The organism is Lignipirellula cremea (assembly GCF_056501455.1).
On sequence record NZ_CM151415.1, the window covers coordinates 253,108 to 270,836 of the forward strand.

Here is a 17,729-nt window from a genome sequence, read left to right on the forward strand (position 1 = left end):
GTTCGGCGGCGGCGGTAGCGAATGGTCCTCCTGAACCTGAAAGCTTCGAGAATCCGAATGAGCAAGCATTTCGAACGCGACATGCAACGTCTGCACGAGCGGATGCTGTCGCTTTTCGCGTCGGTCGAGGAAATGCTCGACCTGGCGTCGCGGGCGTTGCTGGATCGCACCTCCGCGGATCGGCCCGATGCGTCGACGGCCCAGTTGCGACGCATGGACGACGACGTCGATACCCAGGAGGTCGACATCGAAGGCGAATGCCTGAAGGTGCTGGCCCTGCATCAGCCGGTCGCGTCGGACCTGAGGCGGATCGCGGCGGCGCTCAAGATCAACAACGACCTGGAACGGATCGGCGACCTGGCGGTGAACGTTACCGAGCGGGCGGAGGCCATCGCGGACTTTCCGAAGTTCGCGGTCCCCTCGGCGCTCCGAACGCTTTCGGCCCTGTCGATCGAAATGGTGCGCTCGGCGCTGAACGCTTACGTCGACATGGACGTGAAGATCGCGCGGCGAATCCTCACGCTCGACGAAGAAGCCGATCGGCTCTACGTGCAGACCGTGCATGAACTGCAGGCGGCGATGCAGGCGTCGGCGGAGGCCATTCCTCCCGGCCTGCATTGTTACGGCGCCTCGCGACATATCGAGCGCGTGGCCGACCTGGCGACCAACATCGCCGAAGACGTGATCTATCTGGTCGAAGGCGAAATCATCCGGCATCGGCACAACGCCTACCGGCGCAAGTACGACGCCTCGGCGCCAGCCTGATCGGCAGCCCGGCAGGCGAGCGCGAGCGGAACGAAACAGCGACGCGGAGACGGATCGGGCGCGGCTCTTCAAGGCGAAGGAATCTTATGTCCACGATCGTGACCCGCATTCAGAACCCGGCAGGGGCTGCCCCCTTCCGGTGGACCCAGGAGCGAAACGGCGAGAGCATGAATCGACCCCGCGTCCTGATCGTCGAAGACGATCGTTCCATCTCCGAGATCGTTTCGCTCAACCTGCAACTCGCCGGTTACGAGCCGCTGCACGCTTACGACGGCCAGGCGGGTCTCGATCAGGCCCAGCGGCATCAGCCCGATCTGATCGTGCTCGACCTCATGCTGCCCGTAGTCGACGGCTACGACGTCTGCCGGCGCCTGCGGAACGACTCCGCGACGCAGAAGATTCCGATCCTGATGCTGACCGCACGCTCGGACGAATCGGATCAGCTCGTCGGGTTCTCGATGGGCGCGGACGATTACGTCACCAAGCCCTTCAGCGTGAAGATCCTGCTCGAACGGGTGAAGGCCCTGCTCCGCCGACGCCGCAACGTCGAAGAACAGGACGACGTCGTCACCAGCCAGGGCGTCTCGGTCGATCGCGTACGCCACCGCGCCAGCATCGCGGGCGAAACCGTCCATCTCACTCGAAGCGAATTTCGTCTGCTCGACACGCTCATCCGCCAGCCGGGCCGGGTGTTCGAGCGGACCGAGCTGATCGACGCCGCGCTGGGCGAAGACACGATGGTCATGGAACGGACGATCGACGTACACGTCCGGGCGCTGCGGTCGAAGCTGGGCGATCGGGCGTCGCTGATCGAGACCGTCCGCGGCGTCGGCTATCGCTTTCGCGACCCCGACATGGCTGACGAGCCGACCAACTGACCTGATTGCGTCGGCCGAGCCTGGCTTGCCCAGCCGTTCAAGTTGCGGGGTCGCGCCCTGCCCTCAGCGGCGGCTTCGCCCCTTCCGCTCCCTTTTCCTGCGCTTTCAGGAGGAGGGCCGTTCTATCCGTGCTGGCGAAACGCTACGCTAGCAGCGCCCTCAGCGATCTTCTTGCGCGGATCGGTTCGGCAGCTTCGCCGGACGCGTTCCTGTTCATCGCGGATCGTGCAAGGGATCGCCTCCAACCGCAACCGGCGCCGCCACAGAATCGTTCACGAAAGGACCGCAGATGAGCTTCGGCACGCAGCCTGGACCTTACACCTCGCCGAACGCCCCGGGCGCCGGCGCCCCGATCAAGAACTGGCTGGTCGAGTCGATCATCGTCACGCTCTGCTGCGGATGCTGGCCGCTCGGCGTGGTCGCGATCGTCTTCGCCGCTCAGGTGAATTCGAAGCTCGCGAACGGCGATCGTGCCGGCGCGGAAGAGGCGGCCAAGAAGGCCAAGATGTTCGTGATCATCGCCGCCGTGGTAGGCGGCATCATGATCGCGCTCTGGCTGCTGCTGGTCGTGCTCGGCGGCATCGGCGGAGCGATGGCCGACCCGAATATGTAATCCTCGGATCGCCTGCCGGAAGAAACGCGAAGAGCCGCGGTCGATCGACTCGCGGCTCTTTTCATGCGACGGCGCGAACGACGTCTGACGGCGAGCGGAAGGCGTCAGCCCTCCGTGGCAGCGTTCCCGGCGATCGATCGACGTCGCCAGCTCACGCGCCCGGGAGCGTGAACCGCGAGACCGTCTCCAGCACGGCGTAGTCGCTGGGGAGCGTGCGGAAGGAGCGAACTTCCAGCGCCTTGGCCGAAAGCTCGTACCGGATCCAAGAGAGCGATCGCAGGCCGTTCCAGCGGTCGGGGCGCTCTCCCGCGTCGATCAGTTGCGGCGGCGGCGCGTCGAGCGCTTCCTGTTGCAGTTCGACGAACTCCGCCGGTCCGCAGCTTCGCACCGAAAGCGAAAAGGCATAGCCCGCTCCGCCGATCAGGGCTTCGTCCGCGAACGAGCCCTCCTTGAGCTTGCGTTCGACCCGCTGACGTCGTCGGGGCAGCGTCTGCGTGGTCGAGCAGATCGTCTCCGTGAGCGTCGACTTGCCCCACGCGAACGAACAGACGTGACCGGTCGAGGTCAGATAGAGCCGGGCCTGCAACGCGCCCCGTTCGAGCACGACGCCCTGTCGCAGGGAGAAGAGTTCCGGGTGGATCGATCGCTCGAAGAGATGGAAGGCCAGGTCGACCGTTCGCAGGCTGTGGGCGGCAGGGATCGCAGTCTCTCTTCGGCGCTGCATCAGGTCGTGCTCCGTCCGAGCCAGTTCAAGGGGGCAAGCCCCGGGGCGGCGAAATCAGCCCCGGCGTCTTCGCCTGGGGCCCTTCGCGGAGCGGATTATAGGGCCCGAACGCAGGGCAGGCGAAGGCGAGTTTTCTCGCGATCTTCGCGAACGAAAGAATCCCTCTTGCACCAGCGTCGCGCCCGGCTTCGAGCGCCGAGTCGTCTCAGGCGAGCGGAGGGTGTAAGCCCTCCGTGGTTCGAACTTACCGAGCGGTATCGACGCCGGACCCGCACTCCAGACACGGAGGGCTGGCACCCTCCGCTCGCCTGAATGTCGTCTACTTCTGCTGCAGTCCCGGCACGATCGCGTCGGTGGGCTGCCTCGAGGAGTTGTCGTGGCTGAGGACGCGGGCGTCGGTCACGAAGTAGTTCGCGTAGTCGGCGACGATCAGGTTGTAGGTCGGTTCTTCGCCGTCGGCAACGACGTCGCTGACGCGGACCGAGCCGTCGAGCGTGTGGAGTTCCATGCCCGACTTCAGCCGCTTCGCGTGGACCCAGCCTTCGCCCGAGACCCAGAAGGGGTGACCTCCCGTGCAACGGAACGAGCCCTGCTCGTGCTCGACCCGCAGAAGCTCCGCCGGCGGTCGCACCGTCGTCTCTAGCACGGGCTTGAACGCGATCTCGCCCGTCTCGACGTCCTGCGCGAGAACCAGATCGCCCACCCGCATCCGCTCGATCGCCACCTCGCCGCGATTGGTCAGAACGGGCGTGCCGGCAGCGAAGCAGGAGAACTGTGCTGTGTACCCCAGGTCGCGGAATTTCTGAGCCCAGGAAGTAGGCAGTCCGACGGCTTGCGCACTGAACTGCAGGCTGACCGGTTTTTCGTCCTGCACCAGTAGCTCGTTCTGCCGCTCCCACCAGTTCCACCATTGTCGCGCGTCGGCGCCGAATTTCTCGCCGGTCGATGCCTCCAGGCATTGCGCGATGCGGGAGTTGAGTTCCTGATGGCGGACGTTCTCGACCTTCCCCAGCGCCTCTGCCATCGCGGAACGGGCGACGAAGTCGGATTGCGATGACTTCGTCTCGGTGCGCAGATTGAGACGCGTGTACCAGGGCGTTACGGGATCCTGGACATCCTTTCGTCGCGACCCGATGTAGATCACGTCATGCACGGCGACATTCGCAGCGAACAAGCCCTCTCGATAAATCGCTTGTCGATAGAAGAGTCGTCCGTCGGCCCCGCGACCGAAACCGAATCGCGTCTCCGTCGACGTGACCATCGAGCCGAGCAGCTGCGGGACGAAGTGGTCGAACTTGCGGTCTTTCAGCGAGTCCGAAGCCTCCCAGCGTATGCGACTGTCTGGCGAGAGCACGGCGAACCGAGCGAGCGATAGCGACGCTTCCTTCTCGGGCATCGCGGCGAGAGCCTCGAGTACGGCGAGGGAGGCTTCCTCGCTGACGCCGGCGACGACCCGCTCGAGCGCCGGGATCATCTCCGGATCGCGGATCGCCCTGATCCTCTCGAGCGCCTGCTCGCGCACGACTGCTAGTTCGCTCGTGAGGTCGTCGATCACCGCAATGAGGCGGACGCCGTGCTTCTTGATCGACGCCTGGGCTTTCGCCTCTTCGGCGACGGCGCGGGCGATCTCCTCGCGGCTGATCCATTCGTCTTCGACACGCACGTAGCCGAGCCGAACGCGAGCGTGCGCGTGGTTCGGATCGAACTTCAGCACGCGAGCGAGATGCGCCCGCTCCTGCTCGAAGAGCTTCTGCTCCTGACACCACCGAGCGAGAGCGAGGTGGTCCGCGAGCGTATCGGCCGTCGCGTCGCGCTTCGCGACGTACTCCGCGAGCAGCGAGTCGGACGGCGGCGGGACGGCGACCTCCTCGGCAGGCGTCCACTTACCGTCGATGAGCAGCATCCCGCGTTGCCACTTGACGGCAGGCAGGTCGGGGGCGAGCACTTCGGCCTTGCTCAATAAGGCTTCGCGCTCGGCGTCGAGACCGTAGATCTCGGAAACGAGCGCCTCTTCGAGCAGCGCCTCGGCAGACTGAATCGCCTGCTTCGGACTCGAGCGAGCGTCAGGATTGGCCGCGAGAAGCGTCCCGCCGACGCATCCTGCGGCGAGCAGGAGGGCGAAGGTCGCCGGACTTCGGCGAACGGCGCGAAGGGGAAACGGAGCGAACATGGGATCTCCTGGTTACGTCCCCTGACGAATCGCTGGCGACAAGAGCGGAGGTTCGGCGGCCCCCGCGCACGACTGCTGCGAACGGGCGAGCGGAAAGCTGACGCTCCCGCTCGCCTGGAAAAACGTCGTCTACTTCTGCTGCAGTCCCGGCACGATGGCGTCGGTGGGTTGTCGCGAGGAGTTGTCGTGGCTGAGGACGCGGGCGTCGGTCACGAAGTAGTCCGCGTAGTCGGCGACGATCAGGTTGTAGGTCTCTTCCGCACCGTCGGCGACGACGTCGCTGACGCGGACCGCGCCGTCGAGCGTATGGAGCTCCATGCCTGACTTCAGTCGTTTGGCATGGACCCAGCCTTCGCCCGAGACCCAGAAGGGATGTCCGCCCGTGCAACGGAACGAGCCCTGCTCGTGCTCGACGCGCAGCAACTCCGCCGGCGGTCGCACCGTCGTTTCCAGCACGGGCTTGAACGCGATCTCGCCCGACTCCACGTCCTGCGCAAGAACCAGATCGCCCACCCGCATCCGCTCGATCGCCACCTCGCCGCGATTGGTAAGAACGGGGGTGCCGGCGGCCATGCATTCATGTCCCGGTTCGGTCGTTCCCGTACGCCATTGCGCCATAGTAGTGAGGGGAACCTGCGCCAAACTTGCCGTGTACTGAACGTCTCGCGGCTTCTGGCCCGGTATCACGACTTCGTTTTGCTCGTCCCACCAGGTCCACCACAGCCGATAGTCAGCGCCAAGCCTTCGGTCGGCGATCCGCTCAAGCGCTTCGACGATGCGGTCGTTGGAATCGTGATTGCGAACCTCTTCAAGTTTGAGTTCCATCTCGGCGTTCGCGAAACGACGCCACGCATCGGACACTGCGAACGCTGCCGAAGCCGCGTCGCTACGATTGCCCGATCCGTCATAGACGACTTCGTGAATCGACTCGATTTCGGCATGCATCTCTTCCCGAAGGATCGCGTGGCGGTAAACGAGGCGTCCTCCTCGCTGACGGTACATTCCCGCCTGCGTTCCCTCCGGAATGCTCAACGACGTAAGCATCTCGGGAATGAAATGATCGAAGTTGCGATCTCTCAAAAGGTTCGCCGCTTCGGTCCGCGTCCGTTCGCTCGGCGACGAGACCGCGAATCGTGCCAACGACAGCGCAGCCGCTTTACCGGGCATCTCTGCGAGAGTTTCCAGAACGACTAGCGACGCCTCTTCGCTGACGTTCCCCACGAACCTTTCCAAGGCGGGAATAGCGCTTGGGTCTCGGATAGCCCGTACTCGTTGAGCGGCACGCCCTCGTACCGCAGCGTTCTCATGTCTAAACAGGCGACCCAGCTCGCCGAGTACCTGCCCGTGCTCGGCAAGAGAAGCCTCCGCATTGCGCTCTTCGACGACGAACTGAGCAATTTCTTCTCGACTTACCCACCGTCCGCCCAACTGAACATAACCGAGTTCCTCACGAGCCTTCGCGTGGTCCGGTGCGAACTTCAGAACGCGGTGCAGATGCGACCGCTCCTGCCCGATCAGGTTCCTTTCCCGGCACCATTTCGCCAACGACAAATGGTCGTCAACCGAGTCCTGCACAGCCTCTCGCTTCGCAAGATATTCCTCGAGAATGGGACTTTGCGAGAAGGCCACGGCGACCTCCTCGGCAGGCGTCCACTTGCCGTCGAGGAGCAGCATCCCGCGTTGCCACTTCACGGCAGGCAGATCGGGGGCCAGCGCTTCGGCCCTGCTCAATAAGGCTTCGCGCTCGGCGTCGAGCCCGTAGATCTCGGAGACGAGGGCCTCTTCGAGCAGCGCCTCGGCAGACTCGACCGCCTGCTTCGGACTCGGGCGAGCGTCAGGATTCGCCGCGAGAAGCGGCGGACAAAAAGCGATCGCGATCAGCGACAGAGCGCTGACGCCAGCGGGGGCATAGACCCCGCGTATCCAGAACGGAGCGCGCATGCGAACATCTCCCGATTCTGTCCCCTGACGAGCAGCGATAAGAGGTCGAAGGTTCGGCGGGCCTTCGACGATGCCTTTCATCGTACCCGAGGGTATCCCCGGATAGCTATCGATTTTTTCGGCTGATCGGGAAGCGGGACCCGAGTCGAAACGGGGACTTCGAGCCGGCCGGGCACGAAAAAGCCTCGCGTTCCGTAGGGAACGCGAGGCTCGGATAGTCGTGCGGCGGACGTCGCTGGGACGCGAAATTACTTCTGTTCCAGTCCCGGGACGATCGCGTCGGTCGAGTCGCGGAACGAGTTGTCGTGGCTCAGCACGCGGGCTTCTCCGACGAAGTAGCTGGAGAAGTCCTCGACGATCATGTTGTAGGTCTGTTCCGAACCGTCGGCGACGATGTCGCTGATCCGGACCGAGCCGTCGAGCGTGTGGAGTTCCATGCCCGACTTCAGGTGCCGGGCGTTGACCCAGCCCTCGCCCGAGACCCAGAAGGGATGACCGCCCGAGCAGCGGAACGAGCCCTTCTCGTGTTCGATGCGGAGCAGGCCGTCGACGGGACGGATCGACGTTTCGAGGACCGGCTTGAACGTCAGTTCGCCCGACTCGACGTTCTGGGCCAGGACCAGGTCGCCGACGCGGATCTGCTCGACGGCGACGTCGCCCCGGTTGGTCAGAACGAGCGTTCCCGCCGCCAGGCACTCATGAGCCTGCGTCGTGCCGGTGCGGACGGTGTTGACCCGCTGGGCGCCGGGCGTCAGCACGGCCTGAACGGCGTACTGGAGGTTGACGGGCTTGTCGCCCTGAATGATGAATTCGTTGTGCTGGTTCCACCAGTTCCACCAGCCCTGGGCATCGGCGCCGAGCTTCTGGTCGGTGACCTTCTGCAGGGCCTCGCCCACGCGGCTGTTGAACTCGTGCGTGCGAAGGTTGTCCACCGCGACGAAGGCTTCGGTCATCGAAGCGCGGGCGCCGAAGTCGCCGGTCGCCATCATGGCCGCGACGTCGCCGCCGTTGCGGGTGCCGGCGTAGACCGTGTCGCGAACCTGCAGATTCGCCGACCGCATGGCTTCGCGATAGAGCGAGTGGCGATAGACGAGACGTCCATCGGCGCCGCGCGACATCTGCAGTTCGGTCCGAACCGGGGCCGTCATCGAGGCCATCATTTCCGGGACGAAGTGATCAAGCTTTCGTTCCTTCAGCAGGTCCGCCGCTTCGGTCCGAACCATGATGCTCGGCGACAGGACGGCGAAGCGGGCGAGCGAAACCGCGGCTTCCTTCTCCGGCATGCCGGCGAGCGCTTCCAGAACGACGAGCGAGGCTTCCTCGTTGACGCCGGCGACCAGCGTTTCCAGGGCGGGGATCATGCCCACGTCGCGGATCGCGCGGATCTTGTCCGCCGCGCGGTCGCGAACGACCTCGTTCTTGTCGCCCATCAGGCGACCCAGGTCGCGGAGGCTGTTGCCGTGCTTGGCGATCGAGGCCTGAGCCTTGGCGTCTTCGGCGATCGCACGGGCGATCTCTTCGCGACCGACCCATTCGGCGCCGACGCGGACGAAGCCGAGCCGGGCGCGAGCCGTCGCATGTTCGGGATCGAACGTCAGTACGCGAGCGAGGTGGGCGCGCTCCTGATCGAGCAGGCCCTTCGCCTTGCACCACTCGGCCATCACGAGATGACCTTCGATCGTGTCGGGCGTGTCGTCGCGCTTGGCGACGTAGGCGGCGATCGCTTCGCTGGCGGCGGCGTCGGCGGCGACTTCTTCAGCCGGGGCCCACTTGCCGTCGGCGAAGACCATGCCGCGGTGCCACTTGATGGCCGGAGATTCGGGAGCGAGCGCTTCCGCTTTTTCGAGCAGAGCGTCGCGTTCCTCGGTCAGGCCGTAGATTTCGCGGGTCAGGGCCTCTTCGACGAGGGCCTCCGCCGAGCGGGAGACGCTGGCGTGCGTTTCCTGAGGCGCGACTTCGACCGCATAGAGACTTCCGCCGGACGTTCCGGCGACCAGGGCAAGCGTCCAGACCGTCGAGCGGGACCGGATCGGACGAAACGAGAAGGGAGTGCGCATAGAAACTATCTCCTGATCCTGTCCCCTGTTGTCTTCGATTTCTCGCGTTGTCGAAGCCGCATCGACGAACCGATTCACGCGCAATTAAGACGGTGATTCGGGGCCGAAACGAACATCGACGGCGAAGTCGGCAGCCCTTCGCGACGGTTCATGGTAGTTCCGTCTCCCCGGCGTAGCAATTTTTTCCCGGAAGTTCCGGAAATACGGGCGGGGCTAACCTGAGGGGCTGCGTCTTCGAGACAAGTCTACTTCACGAATGGGCGAGTTTTACGGGCGGAAACGCGTCGGGACGGGTTCGACCGGTCGCCATCAACAGTCCGGATTCGGCTCCCAGCGGGGCTGACCGGTCGTCAGCAGCGCCGACGTCCAGAGCGCCCCCTCCAGATCGAGTCGCTTCTTTCCGGCGATCACGGTCTCGAGCGGAAGATGAATCCAGTCGTCGTGCCAGTTTCCGACGACCAGTCCGGTTTTGCCGGCCATCGCGGCGTGCGCCGCATGCCGGGCCGCCTGGTCGCAGATCAGCCGGTCCCACGAGTTCGCCGGCGAACTCCGCACCAGGTAACTGGGGTCGAAGTACTTCACCGATATTGGCAACTGTCGGTCGGCGAAGCGGCGTTCGATGACCGATTTCAGAAAGGTGCCGATGTCATGGGGCTTCGGGTTTCCCGAAGCGTCACGACCCGCTTCACCGGTCGGAAACAGGTACTGCCCCGCTCCTTCGGCGACCGCGATCACGGCGTGGCCGCGACGCCGGATACGCTCTTCGATCGCTTCGAGCAGCCCGAGCGGACCTTCCAGTTCGAACCGCACTTCCGGCACGAGCACGAAGTTCGCTTCCTGACTGACGAGCGTCGCGCCCGCGGCGATGAAGCCGGCGTGGCGTCCCATCAGCTTCACCAGGCCGATGCCGTTCTCGACCGATTTAGCCTCGACGTGGGCGCAGCGGAGCACGTCCGCCGAGCGTTCCAGCGCCGTCGCGTAGCCGAACGACTGCGAGACGTAGGGGATGTCGTTGTCGATCGTCTTCGGCACTCCGACGATCGCGATGGGGAGGCTCTGCCGGGTGATTTCGCGAAACAGGGCGCAGGCGCCGCGCTGCGTGCCGTCGCCGCCGATGCAGAAGAGCATGTCGATCTTGCGGTCGACCAGAAAGCGGACCTGGTCCTCGATCGGCTGCGCGCCCCGCGACGTGCCGAGGAACGTCCCGCCCAGTCGGTCGATATCCTCGACCATGTCGTCGTTCAGCTCGGTCGGGGCGAAGCGGCTCCCCGCGACGAGGCCGCCGTAGCCGTAGGGAATGCCGAGCGTCGCCGCGATGCGGTAGTTGTAGTGCAGCTCCCGGAAGAGCGAACGGATCACGCTGTTGATGCCGGGCGAGAGCCCGCCGCAGGTGACGATCGCCGCGCGAACCGTCTGAGGTTCGAAGAACAGCCGTTCTCGCGGCCCCGCCTTCTCGAAGCTCTCCTGCGGGTCGATCGGCTCGCTCGCGCTCCATTCGTGCCGCGACAGGATCCGGCGGTCCTCCGTGACGTAATCGCCCAGGCCGTCTCCCAGCGCCTGCGAGAGTCCGAGGGGGGAGACGAAACGTCCTTCGCCGAGCGTTGCGATGCGATAGGGTTCGGACATGACGCAGACGACCGGGCGAAGAAGGAACGTTGGCTCTTCGCCGCCGATTGTAACGGGCTCGCTTCGCTTCGTTCGTCAGTAACTCGGTCCTTCGACTGGCTCGACGTCGGCAGCGGGTTCGGCAGAGTACCTCTCGAAGGGAAATCCCGGATCGTTTCGGATCACCTCGCAGTCGGGATTGTCGTTCGCGAAGCGCTGCGCGGCTTCTCGGGAAACCCCGGCAGGGAGATAAACGTGCTCGAGGTTCGGCAGAGCGCGCAGGGATTCGAGCGTCGCATCGGTTGACGAAGCGGGAAGCGCTACCCGCTCGAGCGTCTTCATCTGAGCGAGGGTCCTGGCGCCGGCCTCGGTTACGTTCGGTGCGATAACGTGAAACTCACGAAGCCTCGTCAGCTTCGTCAGGCTCGCGAATCCTGCGTCGGTCGTGCTTGGCGCCGTCGCCGAGAAACGTTCCAGGGACTCGATTTCGCAGAGCGCCGCCAGCTCGCGATCTCCGAGGTTGCCGGGAGGGACCATATAGATCCGCAGATCCTTCAGACGCGACGAATTCGCTAGTGCTTCAAGCGCATGCGGTTCGATCCAAGGAACGCTATGTGCCCAGAAGCGCTCAAGGCGTTTTGACTTCGCGACGGCGCGCACGCCTTCGAGCGTCAGCGGCTCTCCGGTGATCACGATGGATTTGAGGTCCGGCAAGGCATCGACGTGTTCGAGAACGCGGGCCCCGCGCCGGAGAGCGCTCGGCCCCAAATTCAGATGTCGAAGTCGTTCGTGGCCCGTAAGCTCCGCAAAGCCTTCGCCAGTGACGGACGTCCACTCCAGAACGAGATAGTCCATCGACTTCGAGCTCGCCGCGCCGCGCAGCGCTTCGTCCGTGAATCCATCTCCGACGAGCCGAACCGTCTTCAGTCCTCTGAGTCGCGCGAGATGTTGCGTCTCCGCGTCCGTCGCGCCGTCCGCCGAGTCGAGCGTGACGGATGTATGCTCCTCCACGTAGAACCACGGAAACCAGCCGTACAGGTCGGCAGGAAGCGTCGTGCCGGCGTAGTCGAACGTCGGCATCGTCAACTGGGCCCCGACGCGACGAAGGGCTTCCGCTGCCGCGCGCTCCTGACGCACGCGATAGACGTGCCGTCCGTACCAGCCGAGCAGCAGCGACATCAGGACCGCGGCGACGAAGAGCGTCCTCAGCCCGAATCGCGGGATCAGACGTCGTCGCCTTTTGACGGACGGCGTCGACACGGCGCCCTGCTCATGGATCGGTTCGGCGGCGACGGTCATGACGGACTCCGAACGACTGTAGAGGGGAGCGGTTCCTGCAGGTTACCCGCCGCCGTCGCATGGGTGCAAACGCTTAGCTTCCGTTCCCCTTCCTTCCGATCGCGATCCAGAACGGCAGGTGAATCGTCGGACGCTCCTCCGCGATCCAGCGGCTGACGCGGTGGAGTCGGTCCCGTTCGTCGTCCGAACGCGCGAGATCGAGAAGCAGCGTCGCCGCGTTCGGCGAGGCGGGCTCGACCCGATCGAACAGCAGCATGCGCGTCTCCAGTTCCGCCGCTTCGAAAAACCGCGGCAGCGTCCTGCCCGCGTGAACGTCGGCGCCGGCCCGCGACAGCAGTTCCTGCGTCAGTTCGTACAGAGCCTGCGGATCGGGGTCGACGGCGAGCGAACGATAGTCCGGTTCGATCGCGACGAAGGCGCCTCCCGCCGACAGCGTCCGCGCCGCCTCCTGCACGGCCCGCCCGCGATCGGACTCGGGCAGCCACATCAGCACGCACTGCGCGAAAACCAGATCGAACGAGGCGTCGTCGAAGGGAAGCGTCTTCGCGTCGGCTCGCAGCAGCCGCACGCGGTCAGGCGAATGCTCGACGGCAGCGAGCGCCTCCGCGGGCGGATCGACGTCGATCAGCGTGATCGTCGCGTGCGTCCGCTCCAGCCACTCGGGCAGCGCGAAGGCGAAGCCGCAGCCGATCTCCAGCACGCGCTTCGCCGACGCGACGTTCGCCGCGCGCAGAGCCCGCGACCTCGCGCCCCGCAGCCGATCATGCAGTTCGCGCTGTGCCTCGAAACCGCCTCGCATGATGCTCGATTATTCTCCGCGTCAGGGACAGATCCGTGTGCCATGGCCGGCTTGTCCAGCGTAGCGGTGCGTCGATCGTTTGGCGTCAGGTTTCGCTTTCTCCGTGTGCCATGCCCACATCGCCGAAGGCAGGGTGGGCATGTACAGGGCCGCCCGAACCTAACATGCCCACCCTGCTCCGCGACGTGGGCATGGCACACACGCTGACGTCGAACGATCGACGGACCGGTAGCGTTCCTCACGGTTCGACAATCCAGCCATGGCACACCGGAATCCGCTGCGCGTCTAATCTGGCGTTTCCAGCGAAGTTCATCTTGCGAGGGAACGCGTGCGAATACTGCTGACAGGCGTGCGAGGCTTCATTGGACGACGGCTGGCGGCGCAGTTGGTCGCCGCGGGGCATACGGTGGTGGGCCTCAGCCGGGGCGAGGAGGGGGGCGGGCACACGACCTCCCTCGAAACAGTTCGGGGCGACCTGCTGCAAATGGGCGAGGCGGAGCGGATCGTCGCTGCGGCGTCTGCGGAGGCTCTGATTCATCTCGCCTGGATCACCGAGCCGGGCCTCTTCTGGCATTCGCCCGAGAACGAGCGCTGGCTCGACGTCAGCCGGCGACTGATCGAGGCCTTCGCGACATCAGGCGGCCAGCGGATCGTCGTCGCGGGCACGTGCGCGGAGTACGCCTGGAGCGATCGGCCCCTTTCAGAAGCGACGTCGCCGCTGGAACCCTCTACGCCCTACGGTCGGGCGAAGGCGCAGCTCTTCCGCGAGATGCCTTCGCTCGTCGGTCCCTGTACCGTTCGAGGGGCGACGTGGGCTTGGGGTCGGATCTTCTTCCCCTACGGACCGGGCGAGCAAGGCAAGAAGTTCGTCCCCTTCGTCGTCGACGGTCTGCGGCGGGGGGAGCGGATCCCGCTGACCTCGGGCGAGCAGGCCCGCGACTTTCTCTACGTCGACGACGTCGCCCGGGCGTTCGTGCGGCTGGTCGAGTCGCCGACGTTCGAGGGGGCCGTCAACGTCGCCTCCGGCGTCGCGACGCCGCTGCTCGACGTAGGGGAGACGCTGGGTCGGTTAGCGCTTCGCCCCGACCTGCTTGGCTGGGGCGATCTTCCGCCTCGCGAGGGCGACCCGCGAGTCGTCGTGGCGGACGTTACCCGAGCGCGCGAAGCGCTCGGCTTCGAGCCCTCCGTTTCGCTCGAACAAGGTCTGCGGCTGACGTGGGAAGCGAGCGGCAGTCAGCAGACCTGACGGAACGCCTACTCGTCCCGGTCTTCGTATTCGAGATCGAGTTCCAGATCGAGGGGCTCGTACCGCGGAGCCTCCTTGTCCTTGTCGTCGTCCTGCTTCGCCCGATCGCGGCGCCGGCGCTCTTCCCGCGGATGCTTCTCGGATTCAGACGACCTGGACGAGGCGGCCTCCGCCTCGCCGCCGATCGGCTCATGCAGGGCGTCGGCGGCGATCGCGATAGAGACGTCGTCCTTCGTGTCGAACTTCCCGTCCGGTCCCGAACTGCGGAGCGAGTACGACCGGTCGTCGTCGTGCAGTTCGTAGCGGATTTCGCCGTTCCAGGGATCGCGGAAGCCTTCCTTCAGCAGCAGCCGGTTGCCGGCGACGCCGTCCGGAAGCTCCTTCTCCTCGGCACGCTTTTCGTCGATCTTCACGCGGGCCGATTCGAGCGTCGCCCGGGCCTGCTGGACGATCCGGTTTCGTTCCTCGTCGCGATGTTCCTTGATTTCGCTGAACAGGAGCGCGCCGGGGATCGCCAGACCGAGCAGCGACAGCAGGACGCCGGCGATCGCTCCGCCGCGACGTTTGCCGGTCAGACCGATGACGCTCAGGAGCAGACCGATCGGCGAAAGCGCGCCGCAGGTGACCAGGCCGAGAATCGAGAAGACCAGCCCCGTCGTCCCCAGGTAGTTGGGCGGGGGCGGGTTATCGATGTAGAGCACTTCCCGGCGCGTCTGCGGATCGCGAATGACCTGAACCATGAAATCCTTCTCCCCCATCGCAGCGCCAAGGACACCAGCGCCCGGCGACGCACAAGATCAAGAACCAGGCGCCGGAAACGCCGAATAGCGGGCCGCTCCTCGCTCGTGCGACAGGCCCGCTGTCGTATTCTTCGCCGGTTCCCTCCAGATCTTAAGCCTTTCAGCGATTCCGAACGCGATTTTCCGCCCGCCCCCCCCGTTATGTCGGCGGTCGAAGCGGGCAGTCGGAATGGCGTCCCTGGATGGGTCAGTTCGCCGTCAGTTGGCGGGAGGCTTCGGCTTCTCGGGATGATCCTGGGCGCCCGGGGCATGCATCCGCGCCCAGTAGTCGACCAGTCCCCGCCGAACCTTCGGCGCCAGGATGTAGAGGCCCAGGATGTTCGGAAACGCCATCGCCAGGATCATCAGGTCGGAAAAGTCCATCACCGACTGGAGGGAGAAAACGACGCCGCAGAAAGAGGCTGTCACGAACAAAGCCTTGTACAGCAGGCTCCAGCCGGGCCCGAACAGCAGCGTCCAGCACCGCTCGCCGTAGTAACTCCAGGAGATCTGGGTAGAGAAGGCGAACAGGCAGATCGCGACGGTGAGGATGTACGGGAAAAACCAGATCTGCGATTCGAAAGCGGCGCTGGTCAGTTCGGATCCGGTGATCTCGGTGTTCTTCCAGTACCCGGTCAGCAGCATCACGAGCGCCGTCATGGAGCAGACGACGATCGTGTCGATGAAGGGTTCCAGCAGCGCGACGGCGCCCTCGCGGATCGGTTCGTCGGTTTTCGCGGCGCTGTGCGCGATGGCGGCCGAGCCGACGCCGGCTTCGTTGCTGAAGGCGGCCCGCTGCACGCCGATGACCAGCACGCCGAAGAGCCCCCCGCCGAACGCCTGGGGAGAGAACGCCTCGCTGAAGACGAAGCCGATCATCATCGGAATCTGGGTCACGTTCGCCGCGATGATCCAGAGGCAGGCGACGATGTAGATCAGGCACATCGCCGGCACGATCTTCTCCGCCGCGAGCGCGATCCGCTTGATGCCGCCGATGATCACCACGCCCACCAGCGCGGCCAGGACCAGGCCGAAGATCGGCTTGAACCGCGACGCGTAGAGGCCCATCTCCGCCTTGACGTCGTCCCGCTGCCTGCTGAGCTCCTCGATTCGCGCGACCCGGGCGCTCATGCCTTCATCGACGGCGCCTTCCTCCACGGGAACGGCGGCGACCTTGGCCATCTCGTCCTCGATCCGCCGGATCTCCTGCGCCCGGCCTTTCTGCAGCATGCCCAGCACCTGCGCGCCGGCCTGATTCCCCTGGAACATGTTGCCGCCGCCGAAGCTGGCGAGGATGCACATGACCGAGAACATCAGCGACAGGACCCAGCCCAGCGGCCCCAGTCCGCGTTCTTTCAGGCCGTGGTAGAGGTACTGCATCGGCCCGCCCAGCACGGTCCCGTCGGGCTTCACCTCGCGATAGTACTGCCCCAGCGCGCACTCGACGCACTTGCTGGTCATGCCCAGGAAGCCGCACATCAGCATCCAGAAGAAGGCGCCCGGTCCGCCCGCCGCCATCGCGATCGCGACGCCGGCGATGTTGCCGAGTCCCACCGTCGCCGAGAGCGCGGAGAACAGCGCCTGCGCATGGGTGACTTCGCCCGGTTCGTTCGGATCGTCGTACTTGCCGACGACGCACTTGAGCGCGTGCCAGAAGCCCCAGATGTTGAAGAACCGCAGGTACAGCGTGAAGACCGTCGCCCCCGTGAAGAGCCACAGCACGACGAGCGGAATGCCGCCGACGAACTCGGTCTTCAGGTGGAGCGACTGTTCGCCCTGTTCCGGAACGTCGTGCTGCAGCTTGCCGTCGCGGGCGTAAGCCAGCGCCTCGCTCAGCGTCAGAACGTCCACGGTCGTGCGAGCCTGCGGCCCCTCTTCGATCTCGCGCGTCGGATCGTTTCCGAGCAGCTGCCGGTAGCCCAGATCCCGGCGGAAGGCGCCGTCCTCCAGGACGAACTTCTTGAGCCGGGGCTTCGCGACCACGATCTCCAGGTCGCGCATCTCCCCCGACGGATCGAGGATTCTGCCGGCCAGCAGAAAACGTCGCCCCTCTTCGGCGTCGGGGCGGAGCTTCAGCTCCCCGCGGAGATCCATCATGGTGAGCTCGTCGAGGGTCTTCGTCTCCGTCGGATCGAGCTTCACGAAGTAGTCGAGCCTCAGGAACGGTTCGTCGCTCCCGCGCGGACGGACGTAGAAGCGAGGCGAAGCGCCCTCCCCCGGGCGCGCGACGGCGTCGGCCTCGACCGTTTCGCCGGTCGCTTCGTCGATATAGAGCGCTCGGAAGACGGCGTAGTTCTTGGCTTCGGTCGACGGAATCTCGTCCGCCGGATCGGGACGCCCTACCGTCACCAGCCGGGCGAAGGGCTCGCTGGTTCCCTTCTCCCGTCCGAAGTACTCGGCCTCGTCGACGACCAGATACGTCCGCTCGTACTGTCCGACGGGATAGAAGAAGGCGGACCCGACCAGGTTGACCGCGCTTTTGAAGACGCCGTCGACGCGATCCCAGAACGCGACGGGCGGCGCCGGCGGCTCCTCGACCGGAGGATGATCCGGCAGGCGATAGACGAACTCCTCCCCTCCGGCGGCGATTCCCTCCGTCGCGGCAGCGTTCGGAGCGCCTTCTTCGTCGATCTCCGCTTCTCCGAGGTTTTGCTTTACCGCCTCCGGTTCAATGTCGCTCTCTTGTGCGAATAGCGCAGAGGGCGCAGAGCCCGTAAGCGCCGTCACACCGGCGACGCCGAGCGGAATCGCGACCGTCAGCGCGATCAGAAGGGGGCCTGTCCGTCGACTTCCGAACCAGTTCATGAACGATCGCTACCGAGTGAGGGGGGGCGTCGCCCGCAGAGGCATGTG

General features: G+C 65.3%; 14 protein-coding genes. 5 read left to right on the plus strand and 9 right to left on the minus strand.

The features are described from left to right. Nucleotides 1-57 precede the first annotated feature (57 nt). The 3 genes from phoU (at nucleotide 58) to SH602x_RS01075 (ending at nucleotide 2,256) form a co-directional block, all read left to right on the plus strand. The gene (gene phoU, locus SH602x_RS01065; protein WP_479475049.1) at nucleotides 58-765 is read left to right on the plus strand and encodes a phosphate signaling complex protein PhoU; all 708 of its coding nucleotides are present in this window, start codon (nucleotides 58-60) and stop codon (nucleotides 763-765) included. 86 nt (nucleotides 766-851) lie between these two features. Beyond that, a complete protein-coding gene (locus SH602x_RS01070; protein WP_479475050.1) occupies nucleotides 852-1,643 on the plus strand; it encodes a response regulator in 792 nt (263 codons plus the stop codon). Between the two features lie 289 nt (nucleotides 1,644-1,932). Continuing rightward, nucleotides 1,933-2,256, plus strand: coding sequence for a CD225/dispanin family protein (locus SH602x_RS01075; protein WP_479475051.1), 324 nt, complete (start codon nucleotides 1,933-1,935; stop codon nucleotides 2,254-2,256). Nucleotides 2,257-2,407: 151 nt separating this feature from the next. On the opposite strand, the gene SH602x_RS01080 is transcribed toward SH602x_RS01075, so the two are convergent. The 3 genes from SH602x_RS01080 to SH602x_RS01090 all read right to left on the minus strand — a co-directional run bounded on the left by SH602x_RS01080 (nucleotide 2,408) and on the right by SH602x_RS01090 (nucleotide 6,194). Further along, the gene (locus tag SH602x_RS01080) at nucleotides 2,408-2,980 is read right to left on the minus strand and encodes a DUF2617 family protein (protein ID WP_479475052.1); all 573 of its coding nucleotides are present in this window, start codon (nucleotides 2,978-2,980) and stop codon (nucleotides 2,408-2,410) included. A 319-nt stretch (nucleotides 2,981-3,299) separates the two neighbouring features. Next, nucleotides 3,300-5,150: a polymorphic toxin-type HINT domain-containing protein gene (locus tag SH602x_RS01085; protein ID WP_479475053.1), complete on the minus strand. Its 1,851-nt coding sequence runs from the start codon at nucleotides 5,148-5,150 to the stop codon at nucleotides 3,300-3,302. A gap of 129 nt (nucleotides 5,151-5,279) precedes the next feature. After that, nucleotides 5,280-6,194, minus strand: coding sequence for a polymorphic toxin-type HINT domain-containing protein (locus SH602x_RS01090; RefSeq protein WP_479475054.1), 915 nt, complete (start codon nucleotides 6,192-6,194; stop codon nucleotides 5,280-5,282). Between the two features lie 228 nt (nucleotides 6,195-6,422). Between SH602x_RS01090 and SH602x_RS01095 the strand changes: the two genes are divergently transcribed. Next, nucleotides 6,423-6,884: a hypothetical protein gene (locus tag SH602x_RS01095; RefSeq protein WP_479475055.1), complete on the plus strand. Its 462-nt coding sequence runs from the start codon at nucleotides 6,423-6,425 to the stop codon at nucleotides 6,882-6,884. A 455-nt stretch (nucleotides 6,885-7,339) separates the two neighbouring features. Here SH602x_RS01095 and SH602x_RS01100 read toward each other — a convergent pair whose 3' ends face one another. The 4 genes from SH602x_RS01100 to SH602x_RS01115 form a co-directional block, all read right to left on the minus strand. Then, the gene (locus tag SH602x_RS01100; RefSeq protein WP_479475056.1) at nucleotides 7,340-9,148 is read right to left on the minus strand and encodes a polymorphic toxin-type HINT domain-containing protein; all 1,809 of its coding nucleotides are present in this window, start codon (nucleotides 9,146-9,148) and stop codon (nucleotides 7,340-7,342) included. Nucleotides 9,149-9,457: 309 nt separating this feature from the next. Further along, nucleotides 9,458-10,774, minus strand: coding sequence for an ATP-dependent 6-phosphofructokinase (locus SH602x_RS01105; RefSeq protein ID WP_479475057.1), 1,317 nt, complete (start codon nucleotides 10,772-10,774; stop codon nucleotides 9,458-9,460). A gap of 75 nt (nucleotides 10,775-10,849) precedes the next feature. Beyond that, on the minus strand, nucleotides 10,850-12,052 hold the full coding sequence (locus SH602x_RS01110; RefSeq protein ID WP_479475058.1) for a leucine-rich repeat domain-containing protein: 1,203 nt from the start codon (nucleotides 12,050-12,052) through the stop codon (nucleotides 10,850-10,852). 73 nt (nucleotides 12,053-12,125) lie between these two features. Next, a complete protein-coding gene (locus SH602x_RS01115) occupies nucleotides 12,126-12,851 on the minus strand; it encodes a class I SAM-dependent methyltransferase (RefSeq protein ID WP_479475059.1) in 726 nt (241 codons plus the stop codon). A 328-nt stretch (nucleotides 12,852-13,179) separates the two neighbouring features. Here SH602x_RS01115 and SH602x_RS01120 point away from each other — a divergent pair, with 328 nt between their 5' ends. After that, nucleotides 13,180-14,097 (plus strand): NAD-dependent epimerase/dehydratase family protein, encoded by a 918-nt coding sequence (locus SH602x_RS01120; protein WP_479475060.1) that lies wholly within the window; start codon nucleotides 13,180-13,182, stop codon nucleotides 14,095-14,097. A gap of 8 nt (nucleotides 14,098-14,105) precedes the next feature. Here the strand turns inward: SH602x_RS01120 and SH602x_RS01125 are convergent, their stop codons facing one another. Further along, entirely contained in the window at nucleotides 14,106-14,837 is a 732-nt protein-coding gene (locus tag SH602x_RS01125) for a hypothetical protein (protein WP_479475061.1), read from the minus strand. A 258-nt stretch (nucleotides 14,838-15,095) separates the two neighbouring features. Continuing rightward, the gene (locus tag SH602x_RS01130; protein ID WP_479475062.1) at nucleotides 15,096-17,681 is read right to left on the minus strand and encodes an alanine/glycine:cation symporter family protein; all 2,586 of its coding nucleotides are present in this window, start codon (nucleotides 17,679-17,681) and stop codon (nucleotides 15,096-15,098) included. Nucleotides 17,682-17,729: the final 48 nt, after the last annotated feature.